The sequence below is a fragment of the Psychrobacillus sp. NPDC096389 genome (assembly GCF_044762855.1).
Lineage (GTDB): Bacteria > Bacillota > Bacilli > Bacillales_A > Planococcaceae > Psychrobacillus.
Window position 1 is genome coordinate 532,120 of sequence record NZ_JBIWFB010000002.1, and the last position, 21,831, is coordinate 553,950.

The following is a 21,831-nucleotide window of genomic DNA, read 5'->3' on the forward strand; positions in this document are numbered from 1 at the left end:
TATGGAATGATACTGCGCTACATGAAGGGGATTTTATTATGGTACTGCTTATATTACAAATTTATTGAAAACAAACAAACCTTCCAGATGGGCACGTCGTCTAATGAAATGAGAGGAGGGGTAATGTGGAAGAAGTATGGAAGGAAGTAGTTGAATTAGAAGATCAGGAAGAATTAATAAACGAAATGATGAACAAGTATGGTCAAGATATTTTAAGGCTTGTCTACTCATATGTAAATAATAAAGAGATCGCAGAGGATCTAACCCAAGATATATTCGTCAAGTTTTATCAATCTATACATACATTTAAAGGAAAATCCAAGCTGAAAACATGGTTGTGGCGCATTGCTATTAATCATTGCAAGGATTTTCTGAAGAGCTGGTATAACAAGCATGTCTTCATTGCAGAACATACGGAGAATAATCCAACGAAAAAAGAAATCGTCGAAGAAGTAATCATACAAAAAGAAACGGATAATCAATTAATCGCTGCCCTAATGACATTGCCTATTAAATACCGAGAAGTAATCTATCTCTTTTACTATGAGGAACGGCTCGTAAAGGAAATTGCAGTACTAACGGAAGTAAGTGCGAATACAGTTAAAACGAGACTAAGACGTGCCAAGCAACTTCTGGAAGAGCGATTGGAGGAACAGTAATGGAAGAACGTTTAAAAAACTTGAGAAAATCGATGGATCAAACGGCATTTCCTGAACTCAATTTTACGGAAGAGCATCGCAAGGCAATTCAAGAAAAAATATATAAAGAAGATAAGGAAGATACCATCTTCATAGCCGTCATGCAATTGCTTGTTCAAGAAAAAACAGGCTATGAATTAGTGAAGTTATTGAGAGGGAGGGGGATCCGAAAATTTGAAGAAAACGAAGGCATTGTATATTCATTCTTGCATCAGCTGGAGCAGGAAGGTTACTTAAATGCATGTTGGAATGATTCGAATATGAAACTTTACCGATTAAATAATAAAGGAACCAAGCTGTTAAGAAAATCGGAAAAACAATCAATAGCAAAATCATTTGCATTTAAAGAATTATTAGAGAGGTGAGATACAAATGAAAAGTAGTAGTCAATCCTATTTAAAAGAAGTGCAAAAGCAAATCCGTTCTAAAGAAGCTAAAGAATTTGTGTCGGCCGAACTTGATTATCATATAACAAAAGTTAAAAACGAGAGGAGAAAGAACGGATTGAACGACAAAGAAGCCGAACGAAAAGCAGTAGAGCAAATGGGAAATCCTATAACACTAGGTCAAAAGCTTAACAAGCTGCATCGACCAAAAGTAGATTGGTTAACAATTATTTTACTAGTTATCACATTAGGTTTAAGTTTTTTACCAATGCTCTCTCTTGGTAATTATTTTAGCGATGATGCGATGAGCATGAACTATTATTCAAAGCATAAAATACTGTTCGTAATACTCGGTGGGTTTGTAGCATTTGGTATGATGATGTATGACTTTCGAAAGTTAGAGAAGAAGGGGTGGCTGTTTTTCGGGATTGGAATGTTTATTCTTTTCATATTAGCATTTTTTCCGTCGCATATGATTAATGGGCTACCTGTTATTACGATCGGTACATTTACAATTGAAAGCTTGATGGCTGTTCCCTTTTTATTTCTTGCATGGGCATCTTTTTTCAATGATAGGAAGTTGAAAATATGGCAATTGGGCATTTTGTTTTTTGTTCCTTGTTACTTTATGTTTAAGCTTCCAAGTATTTCAACAATATATATATTTGGGGTCATGGTGTTCGTTATGTTTTGTTGGAGTCAATTTAGTCGAAAAACAATTTTATCAGCATTGGGAGTTATATTTAGCTTGCTATTAATCGTTGGCATTATTTTTTGGAATACTTCTGCTCCTTATCAGAAAATCAGATTGCTGGGATTTTTAAATCCTGAACAGTATGCGAATACTTCAGGTTACATGATACTGCACATAAAAGAAGCATTATCTCAAGCAGGTTGGTTTGGAAGCACTTCGACAATTGAGTACATACCGGCCTTGCATGCAGACTTTATTTTTGTAAATCTCACTTCTTACTTTGGCTGGATTTTTGCGATTGGACTCGTTTTTATACTATCTTTATTCATCGCCAGAATCGTTGTAATTGCACGTAAAGTACATCATTCTTATGGGAAGTTTCTACTCATTGGGGCAGTTTCTCTTTATAGCGTTCAACTTGTTACGAATATTGCAATGACCCTAGGGCTTCTCCCAATGATTTCTATGTCACTACCATTTATTAGTTACGGCTTAATGCCTACTATATTCAATGCCTTTATAATCGGTGTCGTGCTAAGTGTATATCGACGGAAGGATTTAGTCGCTAGTGGTTTTAGAGCAAATCCTGTTCATGTTAAATAATCAATTGAAACCAAATCCCTCCTCACAACGACTAACTGGGTGGAGGTGGGAAATGAATAGAGTAATTGTATGTTTAATAATCATAACTTGTACTATTTATTTAACTGGATGCACTGGTGCGAAAACTGAAGTGACAGTTTCTAAAAATCCAGATGCAGAAGAAGTTTTACGGCTAGATCCAAATGCAGACTTTTTTCAATGGGAGGGGTTAATTTACCAAACTAATATTGACTGGGTGAATGAGATTGAACTCACGAAGCATGAGTTGGTTGGAGAAATAGAAGAAATGTACGATAAGAGTAATTATTTTAGAGATGGAATGGCAAACAAACTACCAATAGGAACGAAGATTTTCTCGACAAAAGAGCGAAAAGATATTTTATTGGTGGAAGACGAAGGGAAAACTAAAAAATACTTAGCACTCGTCGAAGGATAAAGGGAGCATATGTCTCCCTTTGTGTCGTCATTATGTAAGAGTGGAAACGAATTAATTGGATGTTCCATTATAAACGATTCGTAGAAATCACTTGTATGGTAAAAGTCTGTTGGTCGATATGATTTTTTATCATCATATCGTTGAAAATCTGCAATACTTCTTGTTGTTGAGGCTCTGAAATTTCCTTTATATTATTTAGAATGATATCGAGCCTAATGTCATTGGAAGAATATAACTTTGCCGCAATGGAATAGTCGTATCCTGCTTTCTCCATTTCAATCCCCACTTGCTCAAAGAAACCCCCATCTGTATATAGATACTCTTGAACGTCATATAAAGCTTGTTCCTCTGCACTGGAAATTTGAAAAGGATGTTCACTTAGTTCTTTTTCTGAACCAGGTGGCTGAGGGTACATAAATAAAGCAACGAGCATTATTAGAAAGAACCCAACACTGCCCATAAGGCGATACCATTCCTTCACACTGCCCCTCCTATAGCGTTTATTCAATTATATGTTAGCTAAGTTGAGTTCATAACCACTTGCAGCTTTTGGCCTTTCCACAACTTACTAATTTTTGCAGGAAAAGTAGAGATAAATACAGAATTATTGTTTAAAGAACAAATATATACATATGCGATTCTCAGAAGTATAACTGGTAGTAAATTTTTATATGATGGTGAAAATGCTAATTTAAGCATTGTTTCGTAAAATAAGCGGTATGCATGCATAATTGAAAGGAGAGAATATTTGGTGGAAAGGCTGCAATTCATTCAAAATTATCGAGATGAGGAGCAATATAGAAAGAGTTTTTTTGAGCTAGCGAACGATGTTTTTGGTTTGAATTTCGAAAAATGGTTTGAAAACGGTTTTTGGGAAGAGCGTTACATACCTTTTTCATATGTGGATGAAAATAAAGTAATAGCAAATGTTTCCGTAAATAGCCTAGATGTGATTATTGAAGGAAAACAATATAATGCAGTGCAAATTGGAACCGTTATGACTCATCCAGACTATAGAAACAAAGGACTTTCAAAAAGATTAATGAACAAAGTTTTAGAGGAATACAAGAATACATATGATTTCATGTACCTTTTCGCTAATGATAGTGTATTAGATTTTTATCCGAAATTTGGTTTTGAACGAGTCGAACAATATCAATATTCTATAAACTTTTCGTGCAATCAGAAACCTGAAAAGGAGCTTCGTAAACTAGATATAACAAATGAGGATGACATTCATTTTATTTATCAATTTGCGAAAGAAAGAATACCAGTTTCTCAGCGTTTTGCAACTGTAAATGCACAAGGAATATTCATGTACTATTGTTTAAATGTTTTTTGTGATGATATTTATTATCATGACTCCGAGGAGGCAATGGTGATTTTTCAAAAAGATGAAAAGCAAATTGATATTTTCGATATTATAAGCAGAAAGCCAGTAAATGTAAACAATATATTAAATGATATTTCATGTGTAGAAACAAATAAGATAGTCTTTCATTACACTCCAGATTATGAAGGACTATTATTTGAAAGAAATCTTATAAAGAGTGGGGGAACATTGTTTGTAAAAATGAACGGTTCAAATTATTTTCAAAAACAATTTAAGCATCCTATCACCTCTGAAGCTTAAATGTCTGGCTAAGACTTCATTATATAAGGTTATTATTAACCTGTGAACGAAGGCTTACAAGAAATAATACATAAAATGTCGTTAAATAATAAATGATAAAAAAATTTTCTAGAGATGGAAGCTTAGTAATAAAGTTCTGTGTAGGAGGAAGTGGAACTTGTACGAGATCAGACCCTTAAAAGACAATGAAAGAGACTTTTTACTGGAAATGCTTTATGAATCCATACACATAGAGGAAGAGAGAAAACCAAGCATAGAGGTACTTCTATATACAAATGAGTTAAAGAAGTACCATCAAAACTGGGGAAGAAAAGGTGATGCAGCATTAATTGCGATTGATCATACAGAATCTCCAGTAGGAGCGGTATGGTATAGATTATTTAGCGGTGAAGAACGAGGATATGGCTATGTGAACGATAAGACCCCAGAGTTAGGAATTGCTATAAAAAAGAAGCAAGAGGGAAAGGTCTAGGAACTAAATTACTACAAGTAATTATGGAAGAAGCAAAAAACAATAACTATAAAACACTATCATTAAGTGTAGATATAGATAACTCTAATGCTATAAATCTCTATCGTAGATTAGGCTTTGTAGAAGTCGGTGGTGATGGAACTTCCATCACGATGTTATTAGGTTGAACAGCTTATATTAATTACATGCCTTATAAAGAAAGACTCATTTCAACAGAAGAGCTCTATCAATTACTCCTTATTTTAATTAAAATGAAAATTGAAACTAGCATTCTAAATAGGTTTATAAGACGGAAGAGAGAATGTTATATGGAGGAACCTACTTTGCTAGTAAGTACAGGGAATGGGGTAAATGAAATGATAGAAAAAGATGGTTTTTTTATAAGTACGGATAAAAACTTTTTAGACGTTGAAGTTATTTATAATTTTTTGAGTAAGGAATCGTATTGGTTGAAGGGTACTACGAAGGAAATAGTAGAAGTGTCGATCAAAAATTCGATTATTTGTTATGGTATTTATGATGGAAATCCTGCCGATGGATCTGCTAAACAAATTGGGTTCGCTCGTGTAGTGTCTGACCTTGTTCGTTTTTCTTGGTTAGGGGATGTTTTTGTACTTCCTGAATACAGAGGACGCGGGCTAAGTAAGTGGTTAATGCAAATAATTACTGAAAATCCAAAGCTAAAGGGAACTAGTTTTCAACTCGCAACAAAAGATGCACACACGCTATATGCCCAGTTTGGATTTAAGCCATTAGAACAACTTGAAAATAGAATGGCTAGACCTCTAGACTGGGATGCAATCAATGAAGCATATAAAAAATAAGTAAGATTGTACAATTGAGATTTACATAAAGGAAGAGATAAAGATGTCAATGTATCAACGAGAATTCGAGGTTAATGGGGCTTGTTACATTATAAGACCTGCAATGAAGAAAGATGCAAAAGAATTATCTGAAATTAGAGTGCAAATTGATGGAGAGACTGAGAACCTCGATAGAGAAAAAGGGGAAGCTTACATAGACACCCTTGGTTTTGAAGAATTAATCAAAACGGATACGGAAAAAAGGAATAACCTTTTTCTAGTTGTTACTATGAACGGCAAGGTTGTCGGATTTTCAAGATGTGAGGGAAATCTCTTAAAACGATTTGCCCATAAAGTAGAATTTGGTGTTTGTGTCTTAAAAGATTATTGGGGCTACGGGATTGGAACGAATCTGTTAAAAGAATCTATTGCTTGGGCAGATTCAATTGAAATTACAAAAATGACGTTAACTGTTTTAGAAAAGAATGAAAAAGCAGTAAATCTCTATAAAAAAATTGGTTTTAAAATAGAAGGCGTATTAGAAAAAGATAAACTTCTTTCAGATGGGAAATACTATAATACGATTGTTATGGGGAGGTTTAATGGATAGAAATGGTTCTATGCAATGAAAAATATCAGAGAAAACGATGTGCATCAAGCTAGTGCACATCGTTTTTGGTTATTCATAGGAAGTGAAACAAGCCATAATTATAAACGCTTCACAATCTAAAGATTTAAATGTTGAAATCGTTCTGCTACAAGCGTCAAATCTTCCAAAAACAAGGCGCGTAAGTTAGGACGACGTCTAATCGCAAGTGGATGGTATGCAACTGTAGTCGGAAATCCTCTTACATTGTGCCAGCTGCCTCGCAATGTTTTCACTTCGGCTTCAGGGTTTTGAAAAAAGGATTGGACCGCAACGTTGCCTAAGCAAAGAATAAGTTGAGGCTTTTTTTCTTTAAGCTGCTCTTCTAAATGTCCCATACAAATTCGACGCACCAACTCTTTGTCATATGCACGCACGGGTTTTCTTTTCAGAATAAAAGTAACGTACAAATCATCTATTTTCAAACCAGCTTCATTGGCTACTTCATGTAGTGTTTGCCGTGTTCCACAAATAAATGATTCACCTTCACTATTTTCACGTGCTCCGGGATTATCCAGAATAATCATAATCGGAGTTTTTGAATTCCCTTCACCCCAAACCATTCGTGTCCCATGTTTATAAAGACCGCATTCCTGACAATCTACGAGATGATCGGGGGTCGGTTCCTCGGTCAGCATCTTTGGGCAGAAATTAGACATTATGTTCAGCTCTCTTTTACTTTTATTTTCATTAAAGAAAGCTTTCCATAAATGGACGGATATTAAACAGTTAATACATCATTCTTTAACTGCTGTTTTTGAATTATTTTATTAAATATAGCAGCCAGTACTTGCTGAAAAAGCATGCCAAAAACTACAGGCATTGCCACTTTTGGTGGGAAATATGTCGTAGCAACAATCACTCCAACGGCAATATTTCGCATACCGCCAACGAAAACAAAGGTTGTGACAATACTTGAGTCTTTCCAAATAAGTCGGCCGATTAGCATAGCAAAAGTATAACCCGATATTGCGAGCAAAAGTACAACGAATATTACACCGATTAATTCCCATGTAATGTCTTTCAGATAAGGGGCCACGGCGCTGCTATTAATCATAACGACCGCAAAAAGGCTTAATTTTGAAAACGGTGCTAAGTATTTTCCAAATTTATTTCGAACGGATCCTTTCGACACTTCATTCAGAATAATTCCTACAATGGAAGGAAGTACGATCATCCATAGTAAGTCGATGATAATTTTAGATGTATCGATTGCTATACTTTGACCTGCAATTATGTCTAATAATAAAGGAATAATGAAAGGAGATACTAAAGTATCTATCAAAATAATCGATAAACTAAGCGGTAAATGCCCTTTACACATATTGACCCAAATAACACTTGTCACGCCAGTTGGGACAGCAACTGAAATAACATAACCGATCGTTAACAAATGATCATCAAAAATAATAAGGGATAAGAAGTAAGCCCAAATAGGCATCAAAATATGTAAAAATGCAATGCTAAATAAAATGGTTTTCGGATATGTAGTAAAAACCTTAATATCGTTAAACTTCATACTAAGACTGCTAGAAAAAGTCATGAAGGCAAATAGCCAAGGAACTAAAAATAGCAGATGACCACCCACATCTTCCAGTAACACACCTAGTACTAAGCTTAAAGGTGTTAACACAGCCATCCATCTTTGAATAAAAAAATTGAACTTTTCAAGCAAATGAACTTCCTACCTTCTAACATAGTGTGTGTTCATTATACACCTGACAATTAGAAAATAGAGAGATTAATATATTAAAAAAGGAATTTTAAAAGGAGATGGAGAATATTACATATTAGTTCAAAAAATGGGGTGGAATTGTATGAGCAACATAATAAGCTACTATAATCTATTTGATGAGTGGGGTAGACTTGATAGAGAACCAATTGAGTTCCAAGTAAATTGGCATTATATAAAAAAATATTTACCTGGGGATGGTCGAGTATTAGATAATGGAGCAGGCCCTGGAAAATATTCCATGAAGCTTGCTGAAGAAGGTTTTCAAGTGACCTTAACCGATCTAACACCAAAATTAGTGGAGATTGCCAAAGATAAAGTAATAGAATTGGGTTTGGAAAAGCAATTTGAAGGTTTATATTCCGCTGATGCTAGAGAACTTAAAATGTTGAAGAATGAACAGTTCGATGCATCATTAATGCTCGGACCGATGTATCATTTGCAAGAAGAAAAAGATCGTATAAAAGCAGTGCAAGAATTACATAGAGTGACCAAAAAGAATGGGCTTGTTTTTGTGGCCTTTATGCCAAGAACTAGGCATATCTTTAACTCACTATTAACACCAGACAATTGGAAACCGAATAATAAGATGGATTCGATTAATCAATTCACGCAAACAGGTTGCTTTAACCATGCAGATGAAAATCGTTTTACTGGTGCCTACTATTTTAATATAAAAGATATTAATCCTTTTATGGAAACTCATGGATTTGAACATATACAATTGATAGGTTCAAATGTTGGCACAATCTTAACCAATGATAGTTGGAATTACTGGAGAGATAAAGGAGAACAAGAGTTACAAAAGGTAATAGATTTAATTATTGAAAAAGGAGCAGATCCATATATACTGGGGATTTCTTCTCATTTACTTTATATTGGAAGAAAAAGATAAAGAATTATTTTTAATAAAATTCAAATGAGGTTAATGTAATGGGGATATTTTTTGAAAAAGTGGAAAGAAAGAAGCATACAAAACCAGTTCTTATTATTAAAACCTTGCTAATTGTTGTGATGATCAGTAGTTTGGTATTAGCTATTGCTAATGAAATAGATATTTTTTATGTAAAAATTGTTTTGATGCTTAGTGGAGTAGCGTTTATAGTGGATGGAATTGAAAGTTACTTTAGAAAAGAAGATAAAAAAGTCTATTTATTCGAATTTAGCATTGCGGCCGGAATGTTCTTATTTGCAGCTTCACTTGGGTAGTAAATAGAAAAGGAGAAGAACAATTGGGTAAATGAATTAGAGATTAAAATAGAGCTGCTTAAATATGTTCAAAAACACGGTAAACTTTAATGAGCATGTGAAACTATCTTTATATAAGTAAAACAGGGGGTTGTTAGATGCTTTATTATATGGTTACTTGTCTATTTTGCAAAAAGGAGTTCAAGCTTTACGACAATGATCCGCAGTATAAAAAGTTTAAACGTAACATGAAAGGAAAGTTTTCATGTTCTTCATGTAAGGAAAGAATCGAAAGTGATGCAAGAAAAATGAGATTTTGAGAAAGAGCGATGTGAGCTAAATTGTTTGAAGGACTGATTTTATATTAGGGGCAACTGGTTTTTTAGGTTCTTTATTTGGATTGACTACTGAGATGCCTAATGTATTCGTACAAGGTACTTCACGTTATTCCAAAGAGAGTGGCGCTGTTGAACCGGACTATATCGCGGATAATCCCATAGATGCAGTAAAATGGATTGTAAATGATTTAAACATAACTAATGAATAAGGCCAGCTCTTTCTATGGAGTGAAAAACTAATTATTTAAAATAGGAGGCTTAGAAATTCATTGCATCCAACAGAATTAATGGAATTTATGATGGTGGGAGTGGTCTTACTAGTTATTTTATTTATTTCTTTTCTTTTGAAAGGCAAATGGAGAAAAGTGACTCTAGGATTGGCTCTTGTTTATCTACTGTCATATGGTGTTTTTTATGCTTCTAGACCTTATTGGATTGATTTTCAAATTGAAAACAAAGTTGGCTATTTAAATATGTATTTGAAAGAACAGTATCCAGAAGAAAAATGGGAATTTCGGACAGTGCCTCATCGTGAAGATGGCTATAAGCATCTGAATCCTTATAATATAGAAGTAATATTCGAAACGGAACCAGAAGTAAAATACAACTATTTTGTTGATGATAAAGAGAATATTATCCAAGTTGGTTATTCGATTCCAAGTGAATTTAAAAGTGATTTATTACATTTAGAAGTGGATTAAAAAGAATTTTTAATATGTTGAAATGAAAGAAAAAATATTCGTTATAGATTTCACAATTCTAAATGTACGAGAAAATATTTTGAAGGAGTAAATTGAATGAAAATGTTTGAATATTCAATAGTAAATGTCTTGTTTCTAATTTTTATCTCCGTCACTTATTCTTTTCTCTTTATATTCACTTCAAACCATATGGAGTTTACAGGGCTTCTTCCAAAGACTAAAACACTTCAATCGCCTTTTTGGAATGCATGGTCTACTTTCATTGAAGCAGGGAATATGAAATATATTGGATATATAATTCTAGTTTTAAGTATCCTAATTCTTTTCGTAACCCTATTTAAGGAACCTGTAAAAATGAAGGAATGTCAGAGTGAGATATTTTCTAAGAGCATGATAGGGGCGGGAGTAATTTCAATAATAATGATACCTGTAGTTATAATCCTCATTTTAAGTGACCCTAATTATACAATTGCAGTGTTATTTTTATTAGCAACTATTCAATGGTGTTACATTTTATTCACGTATTTTATTTATATTTTAAGGAATTAGTTAGCTGAAGATAACGAACGAGCTATTGTCAAGGAGGTACTTACATGGACGAACGAAAGGTAATTGCAGAAAAAATCATAGAATTATTCAACACTTCCCCAAAAGTAAAGTATGCAACGATTCGTGGTAGTATATTTCATGAAAAAGCAGATGAGTTTTCTGATATTGACCTTACCATTGATGTATCCGGTACTGATAATGCGGCGTTCGCTTTGCAAATACCGAAAATAATAGAAAGCCATTTTGATATTTGGTTTGTCGACTGGGCAACAAGTCTTTTGCCGCAAGAATATGTAATCAGTATTTACTTAAAAAACACTTCAATATTTTGGAATGTAGACATTGCTTGTACAGCCACACCGCACATAGCAACAATACAATCATTTCAAAATGACTCTGTTCAGCATGCCCTTAAACTATGGATATTGAACTTAAAATATTTGCATCGACAAGACCTTTCCAAACTAACCATTGACCGTTTAGCTCAAAAAGTAGTAGGAAATCGAATGGAAGGAAACTCATTCCAAAAAATGGCGGCAATTCTACAGGAAATACAAATGAAATCACCTACAAGTTTATCGTCGTTTCTTAAGGCATGCGAAATAGAATTAGAGAAGTATAATATGGTGAATTTTGAATAATGTCGCCATTATCATTTATTCTCCTATCGAAATTATTATTTTCGATGTTTCTAAAATATGTCCCTAAATATAAGATCAGAAGAGACAGGTTTCATTCCTATTTCTCTGGACCAAATGGACAATTGTCCAATATGATGGATTTCATGCGAGATAATATGGCTAATTATTTTATCAAAAGAAAGTGATTTAGTAGTGCCATTCTTCCGTTGAATGATTAAACTTTTTTCTTCTCCTTCAGAAAAATAAGATTGTATAAAATTCAATGTTTCTGTTTTAGTTACATTTGAAAATTCCTTCACTTCTTTAAGACTGGATACTAGATGGATATCTTGAATGATAACTGGTGTTCCTTGCATTTGGTTTACCCAAATCTGTTCGCAATCGATCACGTGAAACAAATTTTGTATAATACTTCCCATACCACCGACACGTCTTTTTAGAAGTTCTTCATTAGAAATGGTTTCACACCACTTAAACCAGTCCTCCCTGATTTGCCAATTATACAAAAACATCTCTTTCAATCTACTCACTCCAAGATCGTATTAGTATTATAATAGAAGAAAACCTTGTCCAAAAAAGTTTATATTATCCCGAACTTTTTTAATGCAAAGTCGATTCCGTCTTCATTTGACTTCTTAGTAACAAAATCTGCCACTCTTTTTAAGTTTTCAGATCCATTTCCCATTGCTATTCCAAGTCCTACTAATTCCAACATATCAATATCATTTTCTCCATCCCCAAATGCAATAGCCTCGAATTTATCAATGCCGAAGTACTGTAATACTTTTATGATGGCCAAAGATTTTGAAACATCTTTTTGTAGCACATTTAGCACAAAAGGATGCCATCTCTTAAATGTTAAATGAGGAAATCTTTGCATGTAATTCTTGACTGTTTCATCATTTGCATACAAACACATTAAGTATACTTCTCGGTTGTAGATTAAGTGATCGACAGCAGGGTAGTCATTCAATGATAAAGTTTCTTTCAGTGCTATTAACGTTTCGGTATTTTTTACACCGTTCATACTAAATTCTTCCGTGAAAAAAGATAAATCTTGATTGCCGGTGGACGCAAATTCATACACTTCTTTTATTATTTTGTTATCCATCGGCACTTTATGTATAACCGTTTCATCGTGCTTCACATAAGCCCCATTTGCTGTTATAAATGTATCTATTCCTAATTCCTTTATTTCTTTACACATGGATAATGGTCTTCCAGTTGCTGCTACCACTTTTAACCCTTTGTTCTTTAATGCTTTTATTGCATTTTTTGTGTTACTTGAAATACTACCATCTGCATGATGAGTGATAGTTCCATCTACATCGAAAAATACTATTTTATATTTCATAAAAATCTCCTCTGTAAAAAATACATAACATCAATTAGGGAATCGGAAATATTCGATTATACAAGGTTTGGAAATTAGCTGAACTAGAAGGAGTATTAAATCAATATCTAGAATACATAGAATATAGCTAATTTTAGGAGGTAAATCAACAAAATCTTTGAAATAATTAATCAGCTCCTTGTTATCACTAATAAAGAAGGGTACACAAGGTGAAGAATTATGAAACCAAACTTGATATTACACTGCAAGAGCAGCAAGAAGGTTTTAATGCGGTTATGATAGTTTAACTTTTAGTCCATCATACTAAATTATTGATCAGGAAACCTCCATTAATTTACCAGGGACTTAACTTAATTTTATGGAGCTGAAAATAATGAAATGGAAAAATTACATAGGGTCAATCTCGAATGATTATCATTTTAAAGCACCAGCAACTGATATGGAAATAGCGCTTATAACAGAAGAATTAAACGTTCAATTACCTGAAAAGTTACTAGAAATTTACAATGAAACAAATGGAATATTTGATAAACATGAATGTCCTCTTATTTGGTCTATAGAACAGATGATAGAAGACAATTTATTTTTTAGAAATTTTGATGATTATAAGGATATTTATATGCCATTTGATCATCTACTATTTTTCTCTGATGCTGGCAATGGAGACCTATTCGGCTACAGAATATTAAATGGAAGCATTCAAGATGATGAAATTTTTGTATGGAATCATGAAGATAATAGCAGAACATGGATTTCCGCTTCATTAGAAAGTTTTGTGAAAGGCTGGATTACAGGGGAAATTACGGTTTAGTAAGTAAATAGAAATTGAGAGGGATTAAAATGGCTTATCAATTTAAAACTATGACACAAGAACAAGCTGAAAATATTGCTTTTAATTGGCATTATGATGCAGAATATTCATTTTATGATATGAATTCAGATAGAGAAGATTTAGAAGAATTTTTAAACCCAGAAACAAGGGGAAATTCGACGTTTGCAGTAACAATTGATTGTAACTTGATTGGTTTCTTTATTGTAAACAAAGTTGCTGATATGACTTTTGATATTGGTTTAGGAATGAACCCTAATTTAACTGGGAAAGGGAAGGGGTTAGAATTTCTAAAAGCAGGAATGGATTTTCTTCTATCTAAATATACAGCAGAAAAAATTACTTTATCAGTAGCAACTTTTAATCAAAGAGCGATAAAAGTATACAGAAGGTTTGGTTTTATAGATGTGGAAACTTTTATGCAAAATACGAATGGGAGTACATTTGAATTTTTAAGAATGGAATATAATTGTTAGTATTATTTGTACAATCGAAGTAACGAGTGGTAAAGCTAATTTAAAATTTCAATATTATAAAAAAGGATGAAAATAGAATGATAACGATAAGTGAAAAAGAAATGCTATTACAAAATAGCGACAAAAATTTCAATGCTTTATTAGAATTAATTGAATCTGTACCTAGTAGGAAAAGGAGTATTACTATAGAGATAGAAGAAAGAGATAAGAATTTTCGGGATGTATTAATGCATTTGTATGAATGGCATGCAATGCTTGAAAGATGGTATAGAGAGGGAATGGATGGAGATATTCCTTCTATGCCAGCACCTGGCTATAAATGGAGCACTATTAAGTTACTTAATATGCAAATTTGGGAAAACTATCAAGATATAACATTAAATATGGCTATAAAAAAATTGAAATTGAGCCATGAAAGAGTAATGGACTTAATTAAATCACATAGTAACGAAGAAATTATGACAAAACAATACTATAAGTGGACAAAAACAAGTAATTTATACAGCTACTTTGCAGCGAACACTTACCAACATTACTTATGGGCTATAAAAAAATGTGAAGTTATTGCAAATTCGATAAAACAAGAGACCCCAATAATGAAATAGTGTTATTTCACTATTGGGGTCTCTAGTAAACTAACTAGAATTTTTAAGATTGGAATTTAATTTTAGGTTTAAGTGGTAAGATGTCAGTTAATACATACACAGTTGGGAGGGATAAAATATGAAACTGGGGGACCCAATAGCTATAGGAAATACCGCTAAAATTTATCTTTACGAAAACAAGGTGGTCAAAATATTTAATGATTATTTGCCCGATACGGAAGCGTTATACGAATCGAGTAAGCAAAAGTTTGCTTATGCATGCGGACTTTCGGTTCCTAAAGTATTAGATGTCACAAAGATAGATGGTAAACAAGCTATTTTTATGGAATATATTAATGGAAAGACATTAGGTGATCTTTTATTTGAAAATATGAAACAAGCAGAATACTATATGAAAATTTCCATTGAAGTACAGCAGAAAATCCATATGATTAGAACAGATTCACTTGAACCAATGACTGAAAAGCTATGTCGTCAAATAAAATCAGTTGATAATCTAGATGAGAGCCAAAAGTTATATTTAATACAAAAATTAGAGTCAATGACATTTGAAAAACGACTTTGTCATGGAGACTTCCATCTATTTAATTTAATCATGTCAAATAGCAAAGTGACAATTGTAGATTGGGTCGATTCCAGTGCTGGAGATATACGTGCAGATGTATATCGAACCTATCTTTTGTATCTTCAATTTTCAGAGGAATTAGCTGAAATGTATTTGCGACTCTATTGTGAGAAAAGTGGGTTGTCTAAAAACAACATTTTTCAGTGGGCGCCAATTATTGCTGCTGCAAGATTATCTGAGAATGTTTCAACAGATAAAAAGGAACGTCTTTTGGATATAATAAATCAATACTGCCCTTAATGACTATGGAAGTCAAAGGAAAATTTCATAGATGTTATTTATTGAAGTAGTATTCTAGTAAGAAGCTATCATCTATGTTGTAGATATTACAATCCTAATCTATCGTATAGAAGAGTTTCTTACGTAACAAAAATGAAGAAGTAAGATAGAAAGTAGGGAATTTGAATATGCAAAGAAATATTATTGCTATTTCTGGTGGAGGTTTTTCGAAAAATGAGGGCGATTATATAGATGAGTATATTATTCAACAAGTGAAGAAAGATTCTCCAGTTCATATATGTTTTATCCCGACTGCAAGTGGTGATGCACAGGGCTATATAGAGAAATTCTATCAAGCGTTTCCAAATGCAAATACAAGTCATCTGACGGTGAACGATTTGACTGATTCAAATATACAAGAAATTGTTCATGAGCAAGACATTCTTTATGTTGGTGGCGGCAATACACAATTAATGCTTGAAAAGTGGCGCCAAACACGATTTGATAAAGTACTCAAAGAGGCGTATGCGAATGGTGTTCTATTAGCGGGGATTAGTGCGGGGGCAATGTGTTGGTTTGAGATATGCTATAGTGAGAAAACGGATGATACATATGAAGAATTTGAAGGTTTAGGTATTTTAGAAGGTAGTCTCTGCCCTCATTATAACGACGAAAAGCGTCAGTCGTTATTTGATAAATGGGCGACTAAGCAACTAGATAGAACAATATTTACGCTTGAAGATAACGAAAATCTACATTTCAGAAATGAAAAATGTATTGCCAAAATTAGTACATAACTTTTTGTCCATGCTATTAAAGAAAGGTAGACAAAATATGAAAAGGAGATCTAAAATATGACAGAATTTTGGGAAGCAAGCTTTATAGGAAATCAAACGATGTGGGGATTTGAACCTGCAGACTCTGCAATCTTGACGAAGGATTTTTTCCTTGAGAAAAATGTGAAGGATATACTGATTCCAGGTATTGGATATGGCAGAAATGCAAAGGTTTTTATGGACAACGGAATAAATGTCACAGGTATTGAGATTTCCAAAACAGCAATCGAATTGGCAAAACTAAATGAGCTACATCTGAATATTTTTCATGGTTCAGTAAACGATATGCCTTTTGATAACAGACTATATGATGGTGTATTTTGTTATGCACTTATTCATTTGTTGAGTGATGAGGAGAGAGAGAAGTTCATTAAGGATTGCTACGATCAGTTAAAGCCAGGGGGATACATGGTCTTTACTACTATTTCGAAAGAAGCACCCATGTATGGGAAGGGCAAACAACTTGGTAAAGACTATTTCGAAATTCTGGATGGGGTAAAAATGTTTTTTTATGATTCTAGCTCGGTAGAACGAGAATTTGGAAAACATGGGCTGATAGAAACTTCCGAAATCGTGGAGCCACATAAGAATGCGGAAAATAAACCACCATTTACATTTACAATGATAAAGTGTCAAAAAGTAGGATAACATTTTTCAATTGCTCATAATCTGGATGGACTACCCTTAAAAAAGGAATAAAGTAATTCTGTTTCTTACGACAATCTTAAATTGTTAAGTTGGATTTTTTTGATATTGCAGAGGAGGAATTATAAATGAAAAGAGTAGATGTTGCATATGTCGTGCTTTTTGATGAGATTGAACAGAAAGTATTATTGGTAAAAAACAAGGGTACAGACACTTCCTATTACACACTTCCAGGTGGAGCAGTGGAAAAAGGAGAAACACTTAAGGCAGCTGCTGTGCGTGAAATGAAAGAAGAAACAGGATTAGATGTTGAAGTCGGTGGCATTTTCTCGGTAGGTGAAGCATTTTTTGAAGAAAGGGGACACCACGCTATTTTCTTTACTTTTGTCGGAAAAATAGTTGGTGGAGAAATAAACATATCATTACCAGAAGAAATTGAAGAAGTGACTTGGATGGATGTAACACAGGCAGAAAAATATATACATATTACGAGTGGGTTTGAAGGTTTGCTATCTGACATAAATACAGTCCCATATATGCTAAGAGAAATTGAAAAGAAAGGATGAAAGGAGTTACATATTATAATAATTGCTGGAAATAGAGAATTTAAAGGAATATATTCAGTTGTATTATACTTGTTTCTTCAGGGAATCATAAGGACAAAAGTATTGCTCAATAGAAAAGGTGGAATTAAATGAACAAGGCGGTATTTTTGGATCGAGATGGAGTAATCAACGAAGTGCTAACAAACCGAGTTAAATTTGTGAACAAGCCGCAAGAGCTATATTTTTTACCTGGTGTGCCAGAAGCAATTAAGAAATTGAATGCTGTTTTTGATTATATTTTTGTAGTAACGAATCAAGGCGGTGTGGGACTTGGATTCATGAAGGAGTCGCAACTCATTAAAATTCATGACCATATGATTGCAGAACTTAAGAAAGAAGGCGCAATTATCCATGAAGCGGTGTATTGTCCCCATAAACCTAAAGCAGGTTGCGCTTGCCGCAAGCCGAACAGTAAATTAATCGTAGATCTTGGTCAAAAATATAATATAGATTTAGCCCATTCTTACATGGTCGGTGATACCGATACAGATATTATTGCAGGGAAAAAGGCAGGTACGAAGGGAGTATTTCTAGGAAAGAGTGACCCGCTTGCAGATGCGGTATTTCCTGATCTTTTATGTGCAGCAGACTGGATAATTAAGGACGCCGGAGCTCGGTAAAGAATCTTAAATTCGTAATGTGATGAGTCTAAAATAGATTTCTTCAATAGCAATCAGCACACGGGAAGTAAACCGCTAGCTATAAGGCTATGAGCGGTTTACTTTTTTCTTGAAAAAGTATCTGACAAAGAAACAATTATAGATAATTAGCTTTAAAAAATAATCATCCCAATTAAAGCCTCACCTTCTTTCCTTCACTAATTTGAATGAAGTAATGGAAAAACGTGCTAACCCCCTATAAATCCTTATTCTAGATCTCTTTTGTTGTGCCACATAAATATTCTTTTTTTTCTTAGGTAATAGCGAATCTTAAAAAGGATGTTTATACTTTTCAAAGGTTATAATAAATTTAAACAAACTTTTGTTTAACAAGATATTAAAAATTATTAGCAAAAGATAAGGAGACAAAATGACAAATAAAAAAACGGGATGGAATTTCGATAATAGTTATGCTCGCCTGCCGGAAATTTTTTTCACAAAACACGTCTTGAACGCCGTACGCGCTCCTAAGTTAACGATAATAAATGAACAACTAGCGAAAGCATTGGGACTGGACGAACGGTCGTTACAAAGTGAAGAAGGTATAGCAGAACTTGCGGGTAACCAAGTTCCAAAAGGTGCTGAACCACTTGCTCAAGCCTATGCGGGACATCAGTTCGGTCATTTCAATATGTTAGGAGATGGACGAGCTGTACTTCTTGGCGAGCAGATTACGCCTACTAATGAGCGATTTGATATTCAGCTAAAAGGAGCAGGAAGAACGCTATACTCGCGCGGGGGAGATGGACGAGCTGCTCTCGGTCCGATGTTAAGAGAGTACATCATAAGCGAAGCAATGTATGGACTTGGTATTCCTACTACCCGCAGCTTGGCGGTAGTGTCGACTGGAGAACCAGTAATCCGGGAAACAGCTTTGCCTGGTGCAATTCTAACGCGCGTAGCTGCAAGTCATATACGTGTTGGTACTTTTCAGTATGCCGCTAGATGGGGAACGAAAGAGGATCTGCGTGCGCTAGCTGATTATACATTGGAGCGCCATTTCCCAGAAGCGGATGCGAACTCGAATCGCTATCTTACTCTCCTTCAGGAAGTGATCAAGCGACAAGCAGGGCTGATTGCAAAATGGCAACTTGTTGGGTTTATTCACGGGGTGATGAATACGGATAACATGAGTATTAGTGGAGAGACGATTGATTATGGACCTTGTGCCTTTATGGATGTGTATAATCTAAAAACGGTATTTAGTTCCATTGATACGCAATCGCGCTATGCATATGGCAACCAGCCCAATATTGGCGGTTGGAATTTAGCGCGCCTTGCTGAATCTTTATTGCCATTACTTCATGAGAATTTGGAGGAAGGATACAAACTGGCTGAAAAAGCACTTCAAGCTTTTCCTGAATTGTATTACGCTAATTGGTTATCTGGTATGCGAGGAAAACTGGGGCTATTCAATGAAGAGCCGGATGATGAGGCACTTATTGAAAAGCTACTCGGTATGATGCATAAATATCGTGTGGACTATACCAATACTTTCTTAGCACTAACTTTTGATAAGCAAGGAGATACAAAGCTGTTCGGTTCGAACGAATTTGCCGAGTGGTTCGAAGAATGGCAAGCAAGATTAAGTAGACAAGAGGAATCCAAAACTTCCGTTCAGCAATTGATGAAAGACAATAATCCAGCGGTAATACCTCGGAATCATCGTGTAGAAGAAGCTTTAGGGGCTGCTGAGCAAGGAGATTTTTCAGTAATGGAGCAGCTGCTTGAAGTTCTTTCAAATCCCTTTGCGCATTCACAGGAACAAATTGCCTACGCTACTTTGCCTGCTCAGTCTGACGGTAAGTATCAAACCTTTTGTGGAACATAACAAGATAATTTGGTTCTAAATTAATTAATTTAAGTTATATTTTTTAAACAGAAACACACTAATGTTTAGGAGAATAAGTCTTTTTCTATTCCTAAAATCAAAACCTTGAAAATTTTACGAGTCGTAAAATTTTCAAGGTTTTTCATTTATTGAGGAAGGTGTTAACTAGCTTCATTTTATTCTTTCGCCGAATTATGAGTTTATTTTCAAAAATAATAAATAAAATATTCAGATTATTATTGACACTTCGCCGTGTGGTGATATAATTACGTTATTGGGACAGTGTCCCTGTAAAGTAAAGCATGAGGAGGAATTAAAATGAGCAAAGTAATGCTATTTGGATTAGGGGAAGTAGGTACTCATATTTTAGAATTTCTAGTAAGAGATCCTAAATGCCCAGAACTTATTGTTTGTGATGTAAATGAAGAAGTTTCACAAAAAAGAGTAAATAACGCTGTAATTGGTGCAGCTATTTTCAAACTGTATCCAAAAGTTACTTTTAAAAAAGTAGATTTAACAGATGTTGACGGTACTGCATTACTAATAAGTGAAGAAAAGCCAGATGTAGTGATTAACTGTGCTGTTCTACAAACATGGCATGTAATTAGACAATTGCCTGAAGATTTATATGCGAAGTTAAGTTCAGCAAGTTTAGGTGCCTGGCTTCCTTGTCAACTAGGGCTTTCTTATAAACTAATGTTAGCCATAAAGAAATCAGGTGTTCAAACTAATGTGATTAATACCTCCTTATCATGCATAACAAATCCAGTATTGGCGAAAGCAGGACTTGCCCCTACAATTGGTATTGGAAATGTTGAACTTATTGAACCAGCTGTGCGAATTGCAATTTCTAGAGAACTAAATGTACCCGTGGATATCGTAAAAGTGTATCTTGTGGCTCATCATGTGTGGTGGGTATATCCTCGTGAAGCTGGCTATAAAAAAGGCCCATATTACATTAAAATTCTTGTTAATGATAAAGATGTAACAAAACAATTTAATACTGATGAATTATTATGGGATGCTATTAAGCTATACCCACCTGATACAGAGTTTACAACCGTATCGGCAAACTCTACCATCAAAAACATGTATGCATTATTAAATCCATTACCTATTTTTACACATTCTCCTGCACCAAATGGTTTACCTGGTGGATATCCAATTTTACTTAGTAAAAATGGAGCGGAATTAGCATTACCTGAAGGTATAACAGTAGAAGAGGCAATTAAAATCAATGAAGATAGCAATAAAATAGATGGGATTGAGCGCATAGAAGATGACGGAACTGTCGTATACGCTGATTATTCACATCAAATATTAAAAGGCATGCTAAATTTTGATCATAAATCATTTAAAGCCGAAGATAGTTTAGAAGTAGCGTTTGAACTGATGGCGAAATATAGAGAGTTTGCAGCAAAGTCTACTAAACAATATGTTTAATAATAAATTTATTAATAGTATTGAATAATTTAGTAAATAGAATTTTAGTTATGAAAAGCGAACATTTTTTATGTTGATAGCGGAAGAAGATGAGTTTATCGGGAATAACATGAGTTGAGAATTCTTTAAGAGTGAAAAAATATGCGAAGGCTAAGAATGCCACCTTGGGTGGCAACGCCTTCGT

At 34.1% G+C, this 21,831-nt stretch carries 30 protein-coding genes; 25 read left to right on the forward strand and 5 right to left on the reverse strand.

Going from position 1 to position 21,831, the window contains the following annotated elements:
* Positions 1-125: 125 nt before the first annotated feature.
* Genes ACIQ38_RS09035 through ACIQ38_RS09050 form a run of 4 tightly spaced genes read left to right on the forward strand, consistent with a single transcriptional unit; the run spans position 126 to position 2,817 of the window.
* The gene (locus ACIQ38_RS09035) at positions 126-659 is read left to right on the forward strand and encodes a sigma-70 family RNA polymerase sigma factor (protein WP_402821166.1); all 534 of its coding nucleotides are present in this window, start codon (positions 126-128) and stop codon (positions 657-659) included.
* Positions 659-1,063, forward strand: coding sequence for a PadR family transcriptional regulator (locus ACIQ38_RS09040; protein WP_402821169.1), 405 nt, complete (start codon positions 659-661; stop codon positions 1,061-1,063). The genes ACIQ38_RS09035 and ACIQ38_RS09040 overlap by 1 nt, the downstream gene beginning before the upstream one ends.
* 7 nt (positions 1,064-1,070) lie before the next feature.
* A complete protein-coding gene (locus tag ACIQ38_RS09045) occupies positions 1,071-2,381 on the forward strand; it encodes an FtsW/RodA/SpoVE family cell cycle protein (protein WP_402821172.1) in 1,311 nt (436 codons plus the stop codon).
* A 52-nt stretch (positions 2,382-2,433) separates the two neighbouring features.
* On the forward strand, positions 2,434-2,817 hold the full coding sequence (locus ACIQ38_RS09050; protein ID WP_402821174.1) for a hypothetical protein: 384 nt from the start codon (positions 2,434-2,436) through the stop codon (positions 2,815-2,817).
* 67 nt (positions 2,818-2,884) lie between these two features.
* Here the strand turns inward: ACIQ38_RS09050 and ACIQ38_RS09055 are convergent, their stop codons facing one another.
* Positions 2,885-3,298, reverse strand: a complete 414-nt coding sequence (locus ACIQ38_RS09055; protein WP_402821177.1) for a hypothetical protein — start codon at positions 3,296-3,298, stop codon at positions 2,885-2,887.
* A gap of 270 nt (positions 3,299-3,568) precedes the next feature.
* On the opposite strand from ACIQ38_RS09055, the gene ACIQ38_RS09060 reads away from it, so the two are divergent.
* The 5 genes from ACIQ38_RS09060 (at position 3,569) to ACIQ38_RS09080 (ending at position 6,335) form a co-directional block, all read left to right on the forward strand.
* Positions 3,569-4,450, forward strand: a complete 882-nt coding sequence (locus ACIQ38_RS09060) for a GNAT family N-acetyltransferase (RefSeq protein WP_402821180.1) — start codon at positions 3,569-3,571, stop codon at positions 4,448-4,450.
* Positions 4,451-4,607: 157 nt separating this feature from the next.
* Complete coding sequence (locus ACIQ38_RS09065; protein WP_402821183.1) at positions 4,608-4,922, forward strand: hypothetical protein; 315 nt, start codon at positions 4,608-4,610, stop codon at positions 4,920-4,922.
* Between the two features lie 23 nt (positions 4,923-4,945).
* Positions 4,946-5,089 (forward strand): GNAT family N-acetyltransferase, encoded by a 144-nt coding sequence (locus ACIQ38_RS09070; RefSeq protein WP_402821186.1) that lies wholly within the window; start codon positions 4,946-4,948, stop codon positions 5,087-5,089.
* Between the two features lie 156 nt (positions 5,090-5,245).
* On the forward strand, positions 5,246-5,746 hold the full coding sequence (locus tag ACIQ38_RS09075; protein ID WP_402821190.1) for a GNAT family N-acetyltransferase: 501 nt from the start codon (positions 5,246-5,248) through the stop codon (positions 5,744-5,746).
* A gap of 43 nt (positions 5,747-5,789) precedes the next feature.
* Positions 5,790-6,335 (forward strand): GNAT family N-acetyltransferase, encoded by a 546-nt coding sequence (locus tag ACIQ38_RS09080; RefSeq protein ID WP_402821193.1) that lies wholly within the window; start codon positions 5,790-5,792, stop codon positions 6,333-6,335.
* 116 nt (positions 6,336-6,451) lie between these two features.
* Here the strand turns inward: ACIQ38_RS09080 and ACIQ38_RS09085 are convergent, their stop codons facing one another.
* Positions 6,452-7,030, reverse strand: a complete 579-nt coding sequence (locus ACIQ38_RS09085; protein WP_402821196.1) for a uracil-DNA glycosylase — start codon at positions 7,028-7,030, stop codon at positions 6,452-6,454.
* 62 nt (positions 7,031-7,092) lie between these two features.
* On the reverse strand, positions 7,093-8,010 hold the full coding sequence (locus tag ACIQ38_RS09090; RefSeq protein WP_402821386.1) for a bile acid:sodium symporter family protein: 918 nt from the start codon (positions 8,008-8,010) through the stop codon (positions 7,093-7,095).
* Positions 8,011-8,188: 178 nt separating this feature from the next.
* On the opposite strand from ACIQ38_RS09090, the gene ACIQ38_RS09095 reads away from it, so the two are divergent.
* From ACIQ38_RS09095 to ACIQ38_RS09120, 6 genes are all read left to right on the forward strand, one after another.
* Positions 8,189-8,998 carry a class I SAM-dependent methyltransferase gene (locus ACIQ38_RS09095; RefSeq protein ID WP_402821199.1) on the forward strand — a complete coding sequence of 270 codons (810 nt, stop codon included), beginning with the start codon at positions 8,189-8,191 and terminating at the stop codon, positions 8,996-8,998.
* A gap of 38 nt (positions 8,999-9,036) precedes the next feature.
* A complete protein-coding gene (locus ACIQ38_RS09100) occupies positions 9,037-9,312 on the forward strand; it encodes a DUF4181 domain-containing protein (RefSeq protein ID WP_402821202.1) in 276 nt (91 codons plus the stop codon).
* Between the two features lie 149 nt (positions 9,313-9,461).
* Positions 9,462-9,611, forward strand: a complete 150-nt coding sequence (locus ACIQ38_RS09105) for a DUF2197 domain-containing protein (protein ID WP_402821389.1) — start codon at positions 9,462-9,464, stop codon at positions 9,609-9,611.
* 92 nt (positions 9,612-9,703) lie between these two features.
* Complete coding sequence (locus ACIQ38_RS09110; RefSeq protein ID WP_402821205.1) at positions 9,704-9,838, forward strand: hypothetical protein; 135 nt, start codon at positions 9,704-9,706, stop codon at positions 9,836-9,838.
* Positions 9,839-9,898: 60 nt separating this feature from the next.
* The gene (locus ACIQ38_RS09115) at positions 9,899-10,330 is read left to right on the forward strand and encodes a hypothetical protein (RefSeq protein WP_402821208.1); all 432 of its coding nucleotides are present in this window, start codon (positions 9,899-9,901) and stop codon (positions 10,328-10,330) included.
* A gap of 593 nt (positions 10,331-10,923) precedes the next feature.
* Positions 10,924-11,520, forward strand: a complete 597-nt coding sequence (locus ACIQ38_RS09120) for a nucleotidyltransferase domain-containing protein (protein ID WP_402821211.1) — start codon at positions 10,924-10,926, stop codon at positions 11,518-11,520.
* Positions 11,521-11,570: 50 nt separating this feature from the next.
* Here ACIQ38_RS09120 and ACIQ38_RS09125 read toward each other — a convergent pair whose 3' ends face one another.
* On the reverse strand, positions 11,571-12,032 hold the full coding sequence (locus ACIQ38_RS09125) for a DinB family protein (RefSeq protein ID WP_402821392.1): 462 nt from the start codon (positions 12,030-12,032) through the stop codon (positions 11,571-11,573).
* A gap of 68 nt (positions 12,033-12,100) precedes the next feature.
* Positions 12,101-12,874, reverse strand: a complete 774-nt coding sequence (locus ACIQ38_RS09130) for a Cof-type HAD-IIB family hydrolase (protein ID WP_402821213.1) — start codon at positions 12,872-12,874, stop codon at positions 12,101-12,103.
* Positions 12,875-13,247: 373 nt separating this feature from the next.
* On the opposite strand from ACIQ38_RS09130, the gene ACIQ38_RS09135 reads away from it, so the two are divergent.
* The 10 genes from ACIQ38_RS09135 (at position 13,248) to ACIQ38_RS09180 (ending at position 21,647) form a co-directional block, all read left to right on the forward strand.
* Positions 13,248-13,685, forward strand: a complete 438-nt coding sequence (locus ACIQ38_RS09135) for an SMI1/KNR4 family protein (protein WP_402821216.1) — start codon at positions 13,248-13,250, stop codon at positions 13,683-13,685.
* Positions 13,686-13,714: 29 nt separating this feature from the next.
* On the forward strand, positions 13,715-14,179 hold the full coding sequence (locus ACIQ38_RS09140; RefSeq protein ID WP_402821219.1) for a GNAT family N-acetyltransferase: 465 nt from the start codon (positions 13,715-13,717) through the stop codon (positions 14,177-14,179).
* A 77-nt stretch (positions 14,180-14,256) separates the two neighbouring features.
* Positions 14,257-14,784, forward strand: coding sequence for a ClbS/DfsB family four-helix bundle protein (locus ACIQ38_RS09145; protein WP_402821222.1), 528 nt, complete (start codon positions 14,257-14,259; stop codon positions 14,782-14,784).
* 118 nt (positions 14,785-14,902) lie between these two features.
* On the forward strand, positions 14,903-15,649 hold the full coding sequence (locus tag ACIQ38_RS09150; protein ID WP_402821225.1) for an aminoglycoside phosphotransferase family protein: 747 nt from the start codon (positions 14,903-14,905) through the stop codon (positions 15,647-15,649).
* Between the two features lie 167 nt (positions 15,650-15,816).
* A complete protein-coding gene (locus tag ACIQ38_RS09155; protein ID WP_402821228.1) occupies positions 15,817-16,425 on the forward strand; it encodes a Type 1 glutamine amidotransferase-like domain-containing protein in 609 nt (202 codons plus the stop codon).
* Between the two features lie 57 nt (positions 16,426-16,482).
* On the forward strand, positions 16,483-17,112 hold the full coding sequence (locus ACIQ38_RS09160; protein ID WP_402821231.1) for a methyltransferase domain-containing protein: 630 nt from the start codon (positions 16,483-16,485) through the stop codon (positions 17,110-17,112).
* 125 nt (positions 17,113-17,237) lie between these two features.
* The gene (locus ACIQ38_RS09165; protein WP_402821234.1) at positions 17,238-17,675 is read left to right on the forward strand and encodes an NUDIX hydrolase; all 438 of its coding nucleotides are present in this window, start codon (positions 17,238-17,240) and stop codon (positions 17,673-17,675) included.
* Between the two features lie 128 nt (positions 17,676-17,803).
* Entirely contained in the window at positions 17,804-18,334 is a 531-nt protein-coding gene (locus tag ACIQ38_RS09170; RefSeq protein ID WP_402821237.1) for a D-glycero-alpha-D-manno-heptose-1,7-bisphosphate 7-phosphatase, read from the forward strand.
* Positions 18,335-18,743: 409 nt separating this feature from the next.
* Positions 18,744-20,204, forward strand: coding sequence for a protein adenylyltransferase SelO (locus ACIQ38_RS09175; RefSeq protein ID WP_402821240.1), 1,461 nt, complete (start codon positions 18,744-18,746; stop codon positions 20,202-20,204).
* Between the two features lie 318 nt (positions 20,205-20,522).
* Entirely contained in the window at positions 20,523-21,647 is a 1,125-nt protein-coding gene (locus ACIQ38_RS09180) for a saccharopine dehydrogenase NADP-binding domain-containing protein (protein ID WP_402821243.1), read from the forward strand.
* The last annotated feature ends 184 nt before the right edge of the window (positions 21,648-21,831 follow it).